Here is a 17,248-nt window from a genome sequence, read left to right on the forward strand (position 1 = left end):
AGAGGCGTTTGTTCGCCTATTGAACGAATGGGCGAATTATGCCATGCCTGGGTCCGGCAGCAAGCAATATTTTGCAGGATGTTCCCGGACCAATGCCCAAGCTGAAGCGCAGCGAAAACGACGAGCGGGCGACGGATTTCGTCGAGAGCCTCGATCGCGGTTTGCGCCTGCTTCAATGCTTCGGCGCGACCAAAGGCCCGATGACGCTGAGCGATCTCGCCCGCGCCGCGGGGCTGCCGCGCGCCACCGCGCGGCGCATGCTGTTCACGCTCCAGCGCGGCGGCTTCGTCGCCGGCGACGGCAAGCTGTTCTCGCTGACGCCGCACGTGCTGACGCTCGCGGCGTCCTACCTGCGCTCCAGCCAGCTCGTCGCTGTGCTTCAGCCGGTGCTCGATCGCGTCGCCACGGCAGCGCAGGAAATTTCCTCGCTCGCGGTGCTCGACGGCGACGATGTCGTGTTTGTCGCGCGCAGCAGCCCGGCGCGGATGTTTTCGGGTGGGCTCGAGATCGGCTACCGGCTGCCGGCGTTCTGCACCTCGGTCGGACGCGCCATGCTCGGGCAGTTCGATGATGCAGCGCTTGCCGCACGCCTGAAGACAATGAAGCGCGATATGTTGACGCCGCAGACGGTGACGGATCCCAAGGCGCTGCTGGCCAGCATCACAGCCGATCGCGACCAGGGCTATTCGCTGGTCGATCGCGAGGCAGAGCCGCATTTCCGCTCGATCTCGGTTCCGGTGCGCCGCTACGACGGCGTGATCGTCGCGGCCATCAACATGGGGGCCCATGTCGACCGCGTGCCGGCAGGGGAGCTGATTGACCGGTTGCTCCCGCTGCTCCGCGAAGGCGCGGAGTCCGTGCGGTCGCAGCTGCTCTAGCAACGATCGTTGGCGCCGCGCGTCCGCGGGCCTATAATCTCGTCACGCAAGACAACGGGGAGGACGCCATGAAACACACCATGGTTCCCAGTGATCGCGTGGAGCACGTCTGCGTCTACGGACGCGACGGCGCGAAGCTCGGCTCGATCGAGCGGCTGATGCTCGACAAGGTGACCGGCACGGTCGCCTACGCCGTGATCAAGACTGGCGGGCTGCTCGGCACGCACCACCATTATCCTGTGCAGTGGGGCGCGCTGAAATACGATCCCGCGCGGCAGGCCTTTCGTGTCGAGGTGACGCAGGACGAACTCGCCAGCGGACCGTGCGAGTTCGACGGCGACGAATTCGACTGGGGCGATCGTTCGCGGCCCTACGCGCACCCGAATTATTGGTCGATCTGACGGCGCGATTGCGGCAGGCGTCGCGCGCTGAGCCGCCTCACTTGGTCGCGGTGCGCCGGCGCGCTCGCTGTGTCAAAAGGCAAAAATGCCGCATGACACACCTCTCATCGCCACCATCGTCGTCGGACTTGGACTAGCGTTCGTACTTGGAACTATAGCGCAGCGGTTCCGCATTCCGCCGCTTGTCGGCTACCTGCTCGCCGGCGTTGCCGTCGGCCCGTTCACGCCGGGCTTCGTCGCCGACCAGGCGCTTGCGACCGAGCTCGCAGAGCTCGGCATTATCTTGCTGATGTTCGGCGTCGGCCTGCATTTTTCGCTCCAGGATCTGCTGAGCGTCCGGCACATCGCCGTTCCGGGCGCCGTCGTGCAGATTGCGGTCGCCACACTGATGGGGCTCGGCCTTGCATGGCTGATGGGTTGGAGCGTCGGTGCGGGACTCGTGTTCGGACTGGCGTTGTCGGTCGCGAGCACTGTGGTCCTGCTTCGCGCGCTGCAGGAGCGGCGCCTGATGGAGACCGATCGCGGCCGCATCGCGGTCGGCTGGCTCATCGTCGAGGACCTCGCGATGGTGCTCGTGCTGGTGCTGTTCCCGGCGATCGCAAGCCTTCAGGGCGGCAGCGGCGACAAGCCGGCCTTCGAGCCGCTGGCCGCGCAGGCCGGCTTCGGGCTTGCCGGCATCGTGATGCTGACCCTGGCCAAGATCATCGTGTTCATCGGGCTGATGCTGGTGGTGGGGCGCCGGGTGATTCCCTGGATCCTGCACTACATCGCGCATACCGGCTCGCGCGAATTGTTCCGCCTCGGCGTGCTTGCGATCGCGCTGGGCATCGCATTCGGGGCGACGAAGCTGTTCGACGTCTCGCTGGCGCTGGGCGCGTTTTTCGCCGGCATGATGCTGCGGGAATCGCCGCTCAGCGCGCGCGCCGCGCAGGAATCGCTACCGCTGCGCGATGCCTTCGCCGTGCTGTTCTTCGTCTCGGTCGGCATGATGTTCGATCCGATGAGCGTGATCCGCGAGCCCTGGCCGCTGCTGGCGACGCTCGCGATCATCATGCTCGGCAAATCACTCGCGGCGTTCCTGATCGTGGTGCTGTTCCGGCATCCGGTCGCGACCGCGCTGACGATCTCGGCGAGCCTGTCGCAGATCGGCGAGTTCTCCTTCATCCTGGCCGAGCTCGGCGTCGCCTCGCAGATCCTGCCCAGCGACGGCCGCGACCTGATCATGGCCGGCGCGATCCTCTCCATCATGCTCAACCCGCTGATGTTCGCGGCCGCCACCTGGCTCGCGCCGCGTCTCGACCCGCGCCGGGATTCACCGCAGGCCGCGGCTGCCGTGCCCGAACCGATCCGCACCACGGACCTGACCGACCATACGATCGTGATCGGCTATGGCCGCGTCGGCGCGCTCGTCGGCGATGCCCTGAAGCAGCGGCAATTACCGTTCCTTGTCGCCGAAGTCGGCGAGGGTGCGTTGGCGAAGCTGAAGCAGGGCGGCATCGAGACCGTCATGGGCAATGCCGCGCAGCCCGAAATTCTCGGCGCCACCAATCCGTCACGGGCGCGGCATCTCGTGATCGCGATCCCCGAGGCGTTCGAGGCGGGACAGATCGTGCAGCAGGCGCGCGCGGCCAATCCGGACATCCGCATCATCGCGCGGGCGCATGCGGATGCCGAGGTCGATCATTTGAAGGGGCTGGGGGCGGATGTCGTCATCATGGGCGAGCGGGAGATCGCGCGCGGCATGATCGAGGAGCTGGAGAGGAGAGTTCCAGATGCTGCCCAGCAAGATCCCCGTCCGCTCGCGATCGGTTCGGTCGTTTGAGCTGATCACGCCGCAGGGCCGGACCTACCGCTTCCCGCCGCCGACATTGTCGCAGCGGTTGTTGCGGTTGCTGCTCGCGCATGCGGAGACAATGGCGATCTCCGCGGCGATCCTGGCGTTGATCTATGTGGCGGGCTTTGCCGCCGAAGCACTCGACCGTTCGGTGTTCGATGCGTGCAACGATCGGGCTGGGGTGCGCAGGGTCGGTTAGCCTGCAACTGCGCGAAGCGCAGTCCGCTGGCGTAACCCACCGCGTCCCCGCCTCGCGCTCTGTGTCACTGTCGGTTGCGCATCCAGTCGGCAAGACCGGACAGCGCCTTGTCGAGGTCTTGCCGCGCGGCAGCGTCCGTGACCGTCTCGTCCAGCGCGCCGCGCATGCAGAGTAGCCACGCATCGCGCTCGGCGTCGCCGATGGCAAAGCTGATGTGCCGCTGCCGTAGCCGCGGATGGCCCTTCTCGACCGAATAGAGTTTTGGGCCGCCGGTCCATTCGGTGAGGTAGCGCTTCAGCACGTCCCTGATCAGTCCGAGGTCATCCGCGTGCATCGCGCGGATCATCTTCGCCTCCGGCAGCGTGTCCATGCGCTCGTAGAAGCGGTCGACCAGAAGGTCGATCGTGCCGCTGCCGCCGATCCGCTCGAACATGGAGATTGCGACGTCGCTGGAGGTCATCGTGAGTCCTGTCTGATGCAAGGCTCTTCATATCGTCTCCCTTTGCGAAATGAAAAGGGGACGCATGGCGTAGCTGCGCGCTCAGCTCTGCTCCCTCCCCCCTTGCGGGGGAGAGGGGTCGCCCAGGAAATGGTATTGGTTGTCGCGAAGAAGAAGCGCGTTTCGCGAGTGATGGAGTCCCCGTGTGGTACCCCTCTCCCTAACCCTCCCCCGCAAGGGGGGAGGGAATGCAGCGGAGAACGGAGTTAGCAGATCGCTCTACAGCGCCACGCTGCGCAGGCCGAAACTCCGCGCTTCGTTCTGCAGCACCGGCCGCACCGCATCGATCAGCCTTGCAGCCGCCGCATCGACCGACAGCCCTGCCGTATCCACCACCGCCGTCGCACGCGAATAAAGCGGCTCGCGGCTCAGCAAGATGTTGCGCAGCTCGGCCATCGCGGAGCGGTCGTCCGCCATCGGGCGCAGGTCGCCCTGGCGGCGCACGCGGGCCATGTGCTCCTCAGGCTCGGCCTTCAGCCAGATCGTGTAGAACGACGACAGGATCTGGTCGAAGGTCAACGGCTCCGACACGATGCCGCCGCCGGTCGCCAGCACCATCAGCTCGTTGCGTGCGAGCAGCTGTTGCAGCGCGGCCTGCTCCATGCGGCGAAAGCCTTCCTGGCCGTAGAGCGCGATGATCTCGGCGACCGAGAGCCCGTTCTGCTGCTCGACCTCCTTGTTGAGCTCGACAAAACTCCAGCCGACCTTCTTCGCCAGCATCCGCCCAAGCGTCGATTTGCCGGCGCCGCGCAGGCCGATCAACGCAATGCCGCAGAACGGGGCGCGCCGCGGCGCCGACGCGCTGCCGCCGGCGAGAACGTCCTTGGCCTGAGCGATCTGCGCCGGCGTCGCCTTGCGCAGGAGATCGCGAAACATCTGCCAGTCCGGCGTCGGGTCGGCCGAGGGCAGCAGGTCTTCGAGATGCGCGCCCATCGCGTCGGAGACGCGGCGCAGCAGCACGATGGAGACATTGCCCTTGCCGCTCTCGAGCTGCGCGATGTAGCGCTCCGAAATCCCTGATACCTTGGCGAGCACCTTGCGCGACATGCCGCGCAGCGCGCGCATGGTGCGCACGCGCTGGCCGAGCTGTTCGAGAAATCGGGATTCGGCGTCGGGACTGTCGGTCATGGACTGCAGATCATGGGCCTTCTTGAGAGGGTGTCCTGCGGCGCATTTTAATGAAACATAGTGCCTGCCAGCATTGACAGCAAGCCGCGGCGGTGTCTTTCTATGAATTATAATTCTAAATTCGGGGGAGAAGTCCGTGAGCGAGGGATCCTATAACGCGGTGACCTGGCTGCTCGACCGCAACGTCGAGGACGGCAGGGGCGGCAAGCTCGCCTTCGACGACACCGCCTCGCGGCTCACCTATGGCGAGCTCCAGCGCGAGACCCGACGCGCCGCCAACATGCTGCGTCGGCTCGGGGTCCGCCGCGAGGAGCGCGTGGCGATGATCATGCTGGATACGGTCGATTTCCCGATCGTGTTCCTGGGCGCGATCCGCGCCGGCATCGTGCCGGTGCCGCTGAACACGCTGCTGACCGCGGATCAATACGCCTACATCCTCGCCGATTGCCGCGCGCGTGTGCTGTTCGTCTCCGAGGCGCTCTATCCTGTTATCAAGGACGTCGTCGGCCGCATGCCGGATCTCGAGCACGTCGTGGTGTCCGGCGCCAAGCAGAACGGTCACAAGCAGCTCGCGGAAGAGCTCGCCGATGAGAGCGACCGGTTCACGACCGCCGCGACGCATCCGGACGAGCCGGCGTTCTGGCTCTATTCGTCGGGCTCGACCGGCATGCCCAAGGGCGTGCGCCATCTGCATTCGAACCTGCAGGCGACCGCTGACACCTATGCAAAGCAGGTGCTTGGCATCCGCGAGAGCGACGTCTGCCTGTCTGCGGCAAAACTGTTCTTCGCCTATGGCCTCGGCAATGCACTGACTTTTCCGATGTCGGTCGGCGCCACCGTGGTGCTGAACAGCGAGCGCCCGACGCCGGCGCGCATGTTCGACCTGATGAACAGGTACAATCCCTCGATCTTCTACGGCGTGCCGACATTGTTCGCGGCGATGCTCAACGACGAAACCATGAAGAGCGAGCGCGGTGGCAAGTCGCTGCGCATCTGCACCTCGGCCGGCGAGGCGTTGCCGGAATCCGTCGGCAACAGCTGGAAGGCGCGCTTCGGCGTCGACATCCTCGACGGCGTCGGCTCGACCGAGCTGCTGCACATTTTTCTCTCGAACGCGCCCGGCGACATCAAATACGGCTCCTCCGGCAAGCCGGTGCCGGGCTATGCGGTGCGGCTCGTCAACGAGGCGGGCCAGGATGTCGCCGACGGCGAGGTCGGCGAGCTGCTGGTTGATGCGCCCTCCGCCGGCGAGGGCTATTGGAACCAGCGCCACAAGAGCCGCCGCACCTTTGAAGGTCCGTGGACCCGCACCGGCGACAAATATGTCAGGGATGGCGAAGGCCGCTACACCTTCTGCGGCCGCGCCGACGACATGTTCAAGGTCTCAGGCATCTGGGTCTCGCCGTTCGAGGTCGAGAGCGCGCTGATCACGCATCCCGCCGTGCTCGAAGCCGCCGTCGTGCCGGAAGCCGATCCGGAAGGCCTGTTGAAGCCGAAGGCGTTCGTCGTGCTGCGTCCGGGCGCGGCGACGGCGGACTTGCAGGAGATGCTGAAGGAGCACGTCAAGCAGAAGATCGGCCCGTGGAAATATCCGCGCTGGATCGACGTGGTGGAGTCGCTGCCGAAGACCGCGACGGGGAAGATCCAGCGGTTCAAGCTGCGGGAAGGGGCGAATTGAGCGCGCAGGCGGTGGACTCGCTTGCTTACCCTCCCCTGGAGGGGGAGGGTCGCTTCGCATGGTGCGAAGCGCAATGCGAAGCGGGGTGGGGTGATCTCTCCACTCGGGCACCGCATCCGCCGAGAGACTGTCACCCCACCCCGTCTCACATCTCGCTGCGCTCGATGTGAGCCGACCCTCCCCCTCCAGGGGAGGGTACAGACGGAGCGAACAGGAATACGACCATGACCAACCTCACCCCCACCGGCTTCCTGACCATCGGCAGCGCCAGCCTCGAATATAAATGGCTTGCGCCACAAGCCGCTGACGGCCCCACCATCGTCATGCTGCACGAAGGCCTCGGCTCCGTCGGCCTGTGGGGCGACTTGCCCGAGAAGCTGCAGCAAGCCACCGGCGCCGGCATCTTCGTCTATTCGCGTGCCGGCTACGGCCAGTCGAGCCCGGTCACGCTGCCGCGGCCGCTCGATTACATGCAGCGCGAGGCGCTGGATGTGCTGCCGAAGATCCTCGATGCGATTTCCTTCAAGCGTGGCCTCCTGCTCGGCCATTCCGACGGCGCCTCGATCGCGACGATCTATGCCGGCGCGCATCAGGATCACCGTCTGCAAGGCCTCGTGCTGATGGCGCCGCATTTCATCGTCGAGGACATCTCGGTGAGATCCATCGCAGCGATCAAGACGACCTTCGAGACCACCGACCTCAAGGTGAAGCTGGCGCGCTGGCACAAGGATGTCGACAACGCCTTCTACGGCTGGAACGGTGCCTGGCTCGATCCGAAATTCCGCGACTGGGACATCTCGGAATATCTCGCCTACATCCGCGTTCCCATCCTGGTCGTGCAGGGCAAGAACGACCAATATGGGACACTGCGTCAGGTCGATATTGCGCAAGAAGAGTGCTATTGTCCGGTAGATTTGAAAATTATTTCAGACGCGGGACATTCCCCGCATCGTGAAGCGCCGGGGGCGACGCTTGACGCGATTGAGCAATTTGCAAAAGCGGCCCTGCGCGACGACCAGGGACTTCAAGGACGCGCCGCGTGATCCTGCGGAGGCACATTTATGAATGTGCCTTCGGATGCGAGCGGCCCGTTGCCGTGGCCGCGATGGGCCTATGTGCCGGGCGAGACCGGCGGGGTCGACGCGGATTACAAGACGCTTGATTTGGCCAAGGCACTGGTGCCCCCGGCGTTCCGCGGCTACGTGCCGGCGCGCCATCCGGCGCTGCGCTACGGGCTCGCGCTCAACGACCGCGGCTATTTCTGGGAATCGCAGGAGGTGCTGGAAGCGGTGTGGGCCGCAGCCCCGCAAGGCGGCCGCGAGCGCATCCTGCTGCGCGCCTGCATTCACATCGCCAATGCCAATTTGCGACTGCGCATGCAGCGGCTGCATTCGGCCGCGCGCCTGTTCGGCGACGCGCAGGCGGAGTTGCGGGCGCTGAGCTCGCGCAAGGCGGCCGCGGGAGGCGACGGCTTTGTCGAGAGCTTCCCCATTCCGGCGCTGGCGGCTCTGCTCCAGGCCAAGCTGGGCCGTCCCCAACTCTCCAAGGCGGACTGGATCACCCTCGGCGCCATTGTGCGGTCTTGATAGGCCTCATGAAACAAAGTGCATGCGGCAGCCGTTAAGGGCTAGACGCTTTCGAAAAGATGCACTATTGTGCATCTAACGCTACAGCCAGAACGCATAATCAAGCTCAAGGGTGGCCCATGGCCGGGGAAGATCGGCGCCTCGCAGGCGGCGCGACATTCATCGATTTCCAGACCGAACCGTCCCGCTACAAGCACTGGAAGCTCGCGGTCGATGGCGACGTCGCCACCCTGACCATGGACGTCGACGAGAATGGCGGCCTGTTCGAGGGCTATCTGCTCAAGCTCAATTCCTACGATCTCGGCGTCGACATCGAGCTGGCAGACGTCGTCCAGCGCCTGCGCTTCGAGCACCCCGAGGTGAAGGTCGTGGTGATGCGCTCGGCCAAGAACCGCGTGTTCTGCGCCGGCGCCAACATCCGCATGCTCGCGGGCTCGACGCATGCCCACAAGGTGAACTTCTGCAAATTCACCAACGAGACCCGCAACGGCATGGAAGATTCGTCGGAGAATTCCGGCCAGCGCTTCATCACGGTGGTGAACGGCTCGGCCGCCGGCGGCGGCTATGAGCTGGCGCTCGCGACCGACCACATCATCCTCGCCGATGACGGCTCGTCGGCCGTCGCCCTGCCGGAAGTGCCGCTGCTCGCGGTGCTGCCCGGCACCGGCGGCCTCACCCGCGTCGTCGACAAGCGCAAGGTGCGCCGCGACCACGCCGATTTCTTCTGCACCATCGAGGAAGGCGTGAAGGGCAAGCGCGCCGTGCAGTGGCGCCTCGTCGACGAGATCGCGCCGAACTCCAAACTTGAAGCCAAGGTCGCCGAGCGCGCCAAGGCGTTCGCAGGCCAGTCGAAGCGCAAGGGCAGCGGCAAGGGTATTGCGCTGACACCGCTCAGGCGCGTCATCGACGAGACCAGCATCCGCTACGGTTTTGTCAGCGTCGACATCGATCGCACGGCGCGCATCGCCACCATCTCGATCAAGGCGCCGGAGGCCGCGCCGCCGGCCGACATCGATGGCATGATGGCGCAGGGGTCATCGTTCTGGCCGCTCCAGGTCGCGCGCGAGCTCGACGACGCCATCCTGCATCTGCGCATCAACGAGCTCGAGATTGCGATGCTGGTGTTCAAGAGCCATGGCGACCGCGCCCACGTGCTGGCATCCGATGCCTTCCTCGATGCCCACAAGGCGCACTGGCTGGTCAACGAAATCAGGCACTATTGGAAGCGCGTGCTGAAGCGCATCGACGTCACCTCGCGCACGCTGGTGACGCTGGTCGAGCCCGGCTCCTGCTTTGCCGGTACGCTCGCCGAGCTCGTCTTCGCTGCCGACCGCTCCTACATGCTGATCGGCACGCGTCAGGGCGACAACCGTCCGCCGCCGTCGATCGAACTCTCCGCGATGAATTTCGGTCCGTATCCGATGAGCCACGGCCTGACCCGGCTGGAATCGCGCTTCCAGGCCGATCCGTCCGACGTCGAGCGTGCGGAAGCCACCATGGGCACCGCGCTCGACGCCGAGCAGGCGGAAGAGCTCGGCCTCGTCACCTTCGCGCTCGACGACATCGACTGGGACGACGAGGTCCGTGTGTTCCTGGAAGAGCGCGCCAGCTTCTCGCCCGACAGCCTCACCGGCATGGAAGCCAGCCTGCGCTTCGTCGGCCCCGAGACGATGGAATCAAAAATCTTCGCGCGCCTCACCGCGTGGCAGAACTGGATCTTCCAGCGCCCGAACGCGGTCGGCGAGGAAGGTGCACTGCGCCGCTACGGCAGCGGCCAGAAGCCGAAATTCGATATGACGAGAGTTTGATGACTCTCGTGTCCCGGGCGCGCTGCGGCACGAAGTGACGCCGCGCAGAACCGGGACCCACAGGATCAGACAATAGGTCCCGGCTCAGCAGTGCAGCACTTCGCGCCGCACTGCGTCCGGGACACGAGACGGAGCAAGGAGCACGGCCATGAACATCATGAACGTCGACTACTCGACCAAGATTCCGAACAACGTCAATCTCGCCGAAGACCGCCAGGTGCTGAAGGCGCTGGAAGGATGGCATCCCGGCTATATGGATTGGTGGAGCGACATGGGGCCGGAAGGCTTCCAGGAGTCGCTGGTGTATCTTCGCACCGCGTACTCCGTCGATCCGCGCGGCTGGGCCAAGTTCGACTATGTCCGCATGCCCGACTATCGCTGGGGCATCCTGCTTGCGCCGCAGGAGGAGAACCGCGTCGTTCCGTTCGGTGAGCACTTTGGCGAGCCGGCCTGGCAGGAAGTCCCGGGCGAGTATCGCGCCATGCTGCGCCGCCTGATCGTGATCCAGGGCGACACCGAGCCGGCTTCCGTCGAGCAGCAGCGCCATCTCGGCAAGACCGCGCCCTCGCTCTACGACATGCGCAACCTGTTCCAGGTCAATGTCGAGGAAGGCCGCCATCTCTGGGCGATGGTCTATCTGCTGCAGAAGTACTTCGGCCGCGACGGTCGCGAGGAAGCGGATGACTTGCTGCGCCGCCGCTCGGGCGATGCCGACGCGCCGCGCATGCTCGGTGCGTTCAACGAGGCCACGCCGGACTGGCTGTCCTTCTTCATGTTCACCTATTTCACCGACCGCGACGGCAAGATGCAGCTGCACTCGCTCGCGCAGTCGGGCTTCGATCCCTTGTCGCGCACCTGCCGTTTCATGCTGACGGAAGAAGCGCACCACATGTTCGTCGGCGAGACCGGCATCACCCGCGTCGTGCAGCGCACTTGTGACGCGATGCGCGAAGCCGGCATCACCGATCCCACCGACATCGCAAAGGTCCGTGCGCTCGGCGTGATCGACCTGCCGACCATCCAGAAGAAGCTGAATCTGCACTATACGCTGTCGCTCGACCTGTTCGGCTCGGAGGTCTCGACCAACGCGGCCAACGCCTTCAACACCGGCATCAAGGGCCGCTATCACGAGACCCAGATCGACGACGATCACCAGCTCAAGAACGCCACCTATCCGGTGCTCAAGTTCATCAACGGCGAGATCAAGCTCGTCGACGAGCCGGCGCTGACCGCGCTCAACATGCGCCTGCGCGACGATTACAGCCAGGACTGCGTCAAGGGCATGCTGCGCTGGAACAAGGTGATCTCCACCGCGGGCTATGATTTCAAGCTGACGCTGCCGAATGTCGCCTTCCACCGCCACATCGGCGAGTTCAAGGGCATCCATGCGACGCCGGATGGTCTTTTGATCGACGACGCTACCTGGGCCAAGCGCAAGGATGATTGGTTGCCCTCGACCGCCGATGGCGACTTCATCACCTCGCTGATGCAGCCCGTCACCGAGACCGGCAAGTTCGCCTCCTGGATCTCGCCGCCGAAAGTCGGCATCGACAACAAGCCCGGCGATTTCGAGTACGTGAAGATCGAGTCGTAGACGTTAGACGACGACGCTCGCGCCACACGAATGCTGTCATCACCCGCGGAAGCGGGTGATCCAGTATTCCAGAGGCGGTCGTTCTAGAGCCGAGAAGCCGCGGCGTACTGGATGCCCCGCTTTCGCGGGGCATGACAGCGGAGTGTGCGGCACGGCTTCTCCTGAAGCTCGCCTACCCCGCAATCTCCAGTCCCGCATTCGCATAGACCACGCCGCCATCGACGGCGATGGTGTTGCCGACCACGTAATCGCCCGCGCGCGAGGCGAGGTAGATCGCCACGCCGGCCATGTCCTCATCGGTTCCGATCCGCCGCGCCGGGATGCGCTTTGCGACCTCGTCCGCATGGTCGCGCGCGGCGCGGTTCATGTCGGACTTGAACGCGCCCGGCGCGATCGCGGTGACGTTGATGTTGTCCTTGATCAGTTTCGTCGCCATGCGCCGCGTCAGGTGGATCACGGCGGCCTTGCTGGCGGCGTAGGAATAGGTCTCGCTCGGATTGACGAAGATGCCGTCGATCGAGGCGATGTTGATGACCTTGGCGGGCCGCTCGTGCGACGCCGCCGCACGCAGAGGTGCGGCAAGCGCCTTGGTCAGGAAGAACAGCGACTTGACGTTGAGGTCCATCACCTTGTCCCAGCCGCTCTCCGGGAATTCGTCGAACTCCGCGCCCCAGGCCGCACCCGCATTGTTGACGAGGATGTCGAGCTTCGGCTCCAGCTTGATGATCTCGGAGGCCAGCCTGTCGCAGCCTTCGATGGTCGAGATGTCGATCGGCAGCGCGATGCATTCGCCGTCATATTGGGCGGAGAGCTCCTTCGCCGTCGCCTCGCAGGGACCTGCCTTGCGCGCGGTGATGTAGACCTTCGCCGCGCCCTGCGCGAGGAAGCCCGCCGCGATCATCTTGCCGATGCCGCGCGAGCCGCCGGTCACGAGCGCGACACGGCCTTTGAGCGAGAACAGATCGTTGAACATGGTGCCTCCCTTGGTTGGCGCCGTTTTGAGCGCGGCGGAGAGGGGAGTCAATCTCCGCCGTCGCTCTTACTGAGCGCTCCTCAGGATGAGGTCTGAGTGATGGATCAGGCCGCGGCGATCCGGCGAAAGCCGTTCCACATCGCGGTCGCGGCGCCTGAGGTCAGCACCGGCAAAATTCGCGCGTCCTGGTAATTGCCGTTGAGCGAGACGCGCGGCAGCGCGGTCATGTGGCCGGCGTTCTCGGCGAACAGCATGCCGGGCCGGGTCGTCACGGCGGTCTTGAAGCCGGCCGATGCAGCGAGTGCGAATTCGCGCTCGCCGGCCGCTTCGCGGTCGCCATAGGGGTAGGCGAAGTGCAGCACGGTACGGCCGAGCGCCTGCTCGATCCGCGCGCGGCTGACCGCCATCTCCTGCGCGGCGATCCCCTCGCTCTGCTTGGCCAGATTACAATGGCTGATGGTGTGCGCGCCGATCGTGACCAGCGGATCGGCGGAAAATGCCCTCACCTCGTCCCAGGACAGGCACAGGCTGCGGCACAGTGCGGCCATGTCGACGTCGTATCTGGCGCAGAGCGCCTCGATCTCGCGTTTGAGATCATGTTCGCCCGGCAGCGCGCGCAGCCAATCGTGCAGGCGGTCGAACGCCATTTGTTTTGCGGCTGGGGTCGTTGCATCCAGCCGCAGGGCGGAATTGCCGATCTGGATGTCAATCTGTTCGGCCTTGGCGATCACGGCCTCCAGCGCGGTCCACCACAGACGTCCGGTGCCCTCGGCAAACTCGCTCGCGACATAGACGGCCAAGGGCGCGTCAAATTCGCGCAGAACCGGCAGCGCGAATTCGAGATTGTCGCGGTAGCCGTCGTCGAGGGTGAAGGCGGCGAAGGGGCGGATGAACCGGCCCTGCACCAGCCGCTCATGCAGCTCGTCCATGCTGACGATGTCGATCCCGCGCGAGCGCAAATGGCTCAGGGTGGCGCGGAGGAAATCGGGGGTGACTTCGAGGTGCCGGTTCGGCTGGAACGCGGCCTCGCGGGCCGGCCGCACGTGGTGCAGCATGAAAATGGCGCCGACGCCCGACAAGAGCGGGCGCAACAGGTGGTGCGCCCCGCTGAAATAGAGTGCCCCCAGCCCTGCGCGGATGACGTTGTTTCGGAGTTGTTTCATGACCGGCTGGCGAACTCTGGCATTCCACTTTCAACTTACGGAAGAACCCTTGAAGAAAAAGTTATTCCAATTGTCGACGCATGGCCCTCGGAAGGGCATCATTTCCGGTTTGACAGCCCGCCAAGGGTTTGTTTTGTCTCCGGTTCCAGAGTTCGGGTCGTTGAATGCAGAAGCTTTTCAGGTGGGCCAGCAAATGGTGGCCAGGGCTGATCCCCCTGGCCGTCATGTGGGGATTTGCGGCCTGGAATAATACCTTGCCGGTCGAGGCGGACCTGTCCGCCCGCAGCTCGGCGGCGCTCAAGGAGACTGTTCTGGACAAGACCCGGATCGCGGTCGACGGCCGGGACGTCAGCCTGGCCGCGGACGCCTTTTCCGAGGAGGGGCGCCGCGATGCCGTGATGGCGGTCGAGCTCGTCCCGGGCGTGCGCCTGGTCGACGACCGGACCCGCCTTGTTCCCGAAGCGACGCCCTTCGTCTGGAATGCCGAGCGTGACGTGGTGCGGGTAACGCTGTCCGGCTCCGCGCCCCTGCCGTCGATGAAGGCACGCCTGACCGAGGCCGCGCGCAAGGAGGTCAACGGGACCGAGGTCGCCGATCAGATGGGCCTCGCGCGCGGCGCGCCGCCGCGGTTCGAGGCGGCCGCGATGCTGCTGCTCGACCAGATCGGCAAGCTCAAGGACGGCAAGATCACGATCACCGACACCAAGGTTAATCTGTCGGGCATGGCGCGCGACCTCGGCGGCCGTGAGGCGATCGCGGCCGCGCTCAAGAACCTGCCCGAGGGCTTTTCGGTCGCCGCCAACGACGTCAAGGCGCCGCCCTACATCTTCCAGGCCTACAAGGACCCGGTCGCGGCGACCGTGACGCTGACGGGCTACGTGCCTGACAACAGCGTGCACGCGGCCATTGCAACCAGTGCCTCGCGAAAGTTCTTCACCGAAAAGGTCGTCGACAATCTCAAGGCCAGCGTCGGCGCACCCGGCTCCTTCAATACTGCCGTGGTCGCAGCGCTCGGCGCGCTGTCGCGGCTGTCGACCGGTACGCTCGTGGTGTCCGATCGCGAGGTGAAGCTGTCGGGCGATGCCCTCTACGAGGGCGCCGCCAACGACATCCGCGCAGGCCTCGGCAAGGACTTCCCGAAGAACTGGCAGTACAAGCCGGAGATTACGGTGAAGCCTGCCGCGGGTCCGGTCGATGGCACGGTCTGCCAGCAATTGTTCTCGGAGCTCCTGAACAAGGGCAAGATCCGCTTCGCAACGAAACGCGCCGACATCGACCCGGATTCCGCCGGCATTCTCGACCATCTGATCGAGACGGCGCTGCGCTGCCCCACCACCAATATCGAGGTGGCCGGGCACACCGATGCCGATGGTGAGGACTCCTTCAACCAGGCTCTCTCGGAGAAGCGCGCGCAGGCCGTGATCGACTATCTGGTCAAGGCCGGGTTGCCGGCCACCCGCTTCACTCCGGTTGGCTATGGCGCCACGCAGCCCCTCGCCGGCAATGACACCGACGAAGGCAAGGCGCAGAACCGCCGCATCGAATTTCTGGTGAGGTGACGATGCCCTATCTCGTCTCGTTCCATCTGGGCTGGCTGATCGGCTCGCTGCTGCTGGGCTTTTGCATGGGCTGGATCTCGGTGGTCCAGCGCGGCAACGGCACCTCGAAGGTGACCGCGCGCTGGCTCGGCGCGCTTGCTGCCGCCCTGGTCGCTGCCTCCTTCGCGCATGTGGTGCCCGGCCGCTTCGGCTATTGGCTCGATCTCGGGCTGGTCATGTTCGCCTGCTACCTCGTCGGCTGCACCATCGGCGCCTGGCTGCGCGACAGGGTGGTCTCGCGGAGCCAGCCTGCGGCTTAGATATTCAGGTTCGCTCGGAGGGCGGGGCCTCTATCCAACATTGCAATAACGGCCTGATCGGCAAGCAAATTGCCGATCAGAATGCGCTTGACAATAATACGTACGTACGTATTATTCGCTCATGCCAAAGCCCTCACTCAAAGACGCCATCCTCGATGCCGGCCTGAAGGTCATGTTCCGGACCGGCTATCACGGCACCAGCGTGCGTGATGTCACCGCCGCGGCCGGCGCGCCGCAGGGGTCCTTCACCAACCATTTTCGTTCCAAAGAGGTGTTCGCCTCCGAGGTGCTCGACCGCTACTTCGACACCACGAGGGGACTGGTCGCGGAGGCGCTCGACGACACCTCGCTGACGCCGCGCGCGCGGCTGCGCCGCTATCTCGACATCATCACCGGCCGTCTGGAGGCCGACGGCTATGGGCGCGGCTGCCTGATCGGAGATCTCAGCTTGGAGGCATCAGCCAGCAGCGAAATGCTGCGCGCGCGTCTCGCCGAAATCTTCGCTGAGTGGCGCACGCCGTTCGCCGCCTGCATCAGGGACGCCCAGACGTGCCGCGAGATCGCATCCGATTTCGAGCCCGAAGATCTCGCCGATTTCCTGCTCGCATCCTGGCAGGGCGCGATCCTGCGCATGAAGGTCGACCGCAATCCCAACGCCCTCGAACGTTTCAAGACCATCGCCTTTCAAACCGTCTTCAGGGAGCTGACATGAGCAAGCCAATCGAAATCGAGATTCGCAAAGCGTCTGTGCTGGGAAGCACGATGGCCTATCGCGAGATGGGAGATCGCGATGCGCCCGCTGCCCTGTTCCTGCACGGCAACCCGACGTCGTCGCATATCTGGCGCAACATCCTGCCGCTGGTATCGCCGGTCGCACATTGCATCGCGCCCGATCTCGTCGGCTTCGGCCAATCCGGCAAGCCCGACATCGGCTATCGCTTCGTCGACCACGTCCGCTATCTCGATGCATTCATCGAACAGCGCGGCATCAAATCGGCCTATCTCGTCGCGCAGGACTGGGGCACCGCGCTCGCGTTCCATCTCGCCGCGCGCCGGCCCGATTTCGTGCGCGGCCTGGCCTTCATGGAGTTCATCCGGCCGATGCCGACCTGGCAGGACTTTCACCACACCGAGGTCGCGGAGGAGCAGGATCACGCCGAGGCGGCGAGGGCGGCGTTCCGCAAATTCAGGACGGAGGGCGAGGGCGAAGCGATGATCCTGGAGGCGAACGCGTTCGTCGAACGCGTGCTGCCCGGTGGGATCGTCCGCAAGCTCGGCGAGGACGAGATGGCGCCTTACCGTGCGCCATTCCCGACGCCGGAGAGCCGCCGGCCCGTTCTCGCCTTCCCCCGCGAGCTGCCGATCGCGGGCGAGCCCGCCGACGTCTACCAGATGCTCCGATCCGCGCATGCCGCGCTCGCTGCATCGTCCTATCCGAAGCTGTTGTTCTCGGGCACGCCCGGTGCGCTCGTCGCGCCCGAATTTGCCGAGCGGTTCGCGGCCTCGCTGAAGCACTGCGCATTGGTCCGCCTCGGAGCAGGCCTGCACTTCCTCCAGGAGGATCACCCCGAGGCGATCGGCCGTTCCGTCGCCGGCTGGATCGCCGGCATCGAGGCGGTGCGTCCGCAGCGCGCGGCCTGATAGGAGGG

At 65.2% G+C, this 17,248-nt stretch carries 17 protein-coding genes; 13 read left to right on the forward strand and 4 right to left on the reverse strand.

From position 1 onward, the window contains the following. Positions 1 to 92: 92 nt before the first annotated feature. The 4 genes from AC5ZFO_RS35410 to AC5ZFO_RS35425 all read left to right on the forward strand — a co-directional run bounded on the left by AC5ZFO_RS35410 (position 93) and on the right by AC5ZFO_RS35425 (position 3,312). Positions 93 to 878 (forward strand): IclR family transcriptional regulator domain-containing protein, encoded by a 786-nt coding sequence (locus AC5ZFO_RS35410; protein WP_282525039.1) that lies wholly within the window; start codon positions 93 to 95, stop codon positions 876 to 878. Between the two features lie 68 nt (positions 879 to 946). Next, positions 947 to 1,279 carry a PRC-barrel domain-containing protein gene (locus AC5ZFO_RS35415; protein WP_041956976.1) on the forward strand — a complete coding sequence of 111 codons (333 nt, stop codon included), beginning with the start codon at positions 947 to 949 and terminating at the stop codon, positions 1,277 to 1,279. An 85-nt stretch (positions 1,280 to 1,364) separates the two neighbouring features. Then, a complete protein-coding gene (gene ybaL, locus AC5ZFO_RS35420) occupies positions 1,365 to 3,101 on the forward strand; it encodes a YbaL family putative K(+) efflux transporter (RefSeq protein ID WP_282525040.1) in 1,737 nt (578 codons plus the stop codon). Continuing rightward, the gene (locus AC5ZFO_RS35425) at positions 3,052 to 3,312 is read left to right on the forward strand and encodes a hypothetical protein (protein ID WP_282525041.1); all 261 of its coding nucleotides are present in this window, start codon (positions 3,052 to 3,054) and stop codon (positions 3,310 to 3,312) included. Before ybaL ends, AC5ZFO_RS35425 begins: the two co-directional genes overlap by 50 nt. A gap of 64 nt (positions 3,313 to 3,376) precedes the next feature. On the opposite strand, the gene AC5ZFO_RS35430 is transcribed toward AC5ZFO_RS35425, so the two are convergent. After that, entirely contained in the window at positions 3,377 to 3,772 is a 396-nt protein-coding gene (locus AC5ZFO_RS35430; RefSeq protein WP_282525042.1) for a group II truncated hemoglobin, read from the reverse strand. A 258-nt stretch (positions 3,773 to 4,030) separates the two neighbouring features. Then, complete coding sequence (locus AC5ZFO_RS35435) at positions 4,031 to 5,047, reverse strand: helix-turn-helix transcriptional regulator (RefSeq protein ID WP_404979890.1); 1,017 nt, start codon at positions 5,045 to 5,047, stop codon at positions 4,031 to 4,033. A 28-nt stretch (positions 5,048 to 5,075) separates the two neighbouring features. Here AC5ZFO_RS35435 and AC5ZFO_RS35440 point away from each other — a divergent pair, with 28 nt between their 5' ends. From AC5ZFO_RS35440 to boxB, 5 genes are all read left to right on the forward strand, one after another. Next, positions 5,076 to 6,617 (forward strand): benzoate-CoA ligase family protein, encoded by a 1,542-nt coding sequence (locus AC5ZFO_RS35440; RefSeq protein WP_282525043.1) that lies wholly within the window; start codon positions 5,076 to 5,078, stop codon positions 6,615 to 6,617. Between the two features lie 224 nt (positions 6,618 to 6,841). Beyond that, a complete protein-coding gene (locus AC5ZFO_RS35445; RefSeq protein ID WP_282525044.1) occupies positions 6,842 to 7,660 on the forward strand; it encodes an alpha/beta fold hydrolase in 819 nt (272 codons plus the stop codon). Between the two features lie 18 nt (positions 7,661 to 7,678). Further along, positions 7,679 to 8,203 (forward strand): DUF309 domain-containing protein, encoded by a 525-nt coding sequence (locus AC5ZFO_RS35450; protein WP_496123241.1) that lies wholly within the window; start codon positions 7,679 to 7,681, stop codon positions 8,201 to 8,203. Between the two features lie 119 nt (positions 8,204 to 8,322). After that, positions 8,323 to 10,011: a 2,3-epoxybenzoyl-CoA dihydrolase gene (gene boxC, locus AC5ZFO_RS35455; RefSeq protein ID WP_282525046.1), complete on the forward strand. Its 1,689-nt coding sequence runs from the start codon at positions 8,323 to 8,325 to the stop codon at positions 10,009 to 10,011. 157 nt (positions 10,012 to 10,168) lie between these two features. Next, a complete protein-coding gene (boxB, locus tag AC5ZFO_RS35460) occupies positions 10,169 to 11,605 on the forward strand; it encodes a benzoyl-CoA 2,3-epoxidase subunit BoxB (protein WP_282525092.1) in 1,437 nt (478 codons plus the stop codon). Positions 11,606 to 11,777: 172 nt separating this feature from the next. On the opposite strand, the gene AC5ZFO_RS35465 is transcribed toward boxB, so the two are convergent. Together AC5ZFO_RS35465 and AC5ZFO_RS35470 are read right to left on the reverse strand one after the other, a co-directional pair. Beyond that, positions 11,778 to 12,578: an SDR family oxidoreductase gene (locus AC5ZFO_RS35465; RefSeq protein ID WP_282525047.1), complete on the reverse strand. Its 801-nt coding sequence runs from the start codon at positions 12,576 to 12,578 to the stop codon at positions 11,778 to 11,780. Between the two features lie 104 nt (positions 12,579 to 12,682). Continuing rightward, complete coding sequence (locus AC5ZFO_RS35470; RefSeq protein ID WP_496123242.1) at positions 12,683 to 13,741, reverse strand: polysaccharide deacetylase family protein; 1,059 nt, start codon at positions 13,739 to 13,741, stop codon at positions 12,683 to 12,685. Positions 13,742 to 13,905: 164 nt separating this feature from the next. Between AC5ZFO_RS35470 and AC5ZFO_RS35475 the strand changes: the two genes are divergently transcribed. The 4 genes from AC5ZFO_RS35475 (at position 13,906) to AC5ZFO_RS35490 (ending at position 17,240) form a co-directional block, all read left to right on the forward strand. Next, positions 13,906 to 15,300 carry an OmpA family protein gene (locus AC5ZFO_RS35475; RefSeq protein WP_282525049.1) on the forward strand — a complete coding sequence of 465 codons (1,395 nt, stop codon included), beginning with the start codon at positions 13,906 to 13,908 and terminating at the stop codon, positions 15,298 to 15,300. Positions 15,301 to 15,302: 2 nt separating this feature from the next. Further along, entirely contained in the window at positions 15,303 to 15,599 is a 297-nt protein-coding gene (locus tag AC5ZFO_RS35480) for a hypothetical protein (RefSeq protein ID WP_282525050.1), read from the forward strand. Between the two features lie 121 nt (positions 15,600 to 15,720). After that, positions 15,721 to 16,311, forward strand: coding sequence for a TetR/AcrR family transcriptional regulator (locus AC5ZFO_RS35485; RefSeq protein WP_282525051.1), 591 nt, complete (start codon positions 15,721 to 15,723; stop codon positions 16,309 to 16,311). After that, entirely contained in the window at positions 16,308 to 17,240 is a 933-nt protein-coding gene (locus AC5ZFO_RS35490; RefSeq protein ID WP_282525052.1) for a haloalkane dehalogenase, read from the forward strand. The genes AC5ZFO_RS35485 and AC5ZFO_RS35490 overlap by 4 nt, the downstream gene beginning before the upstream one ends. Positions 17,241 to 17,248: the final 8 nt, after the last annotated feature.

This window comes from Bradyrhizobium sp. Unk1 (assembly GCF_059512345.1).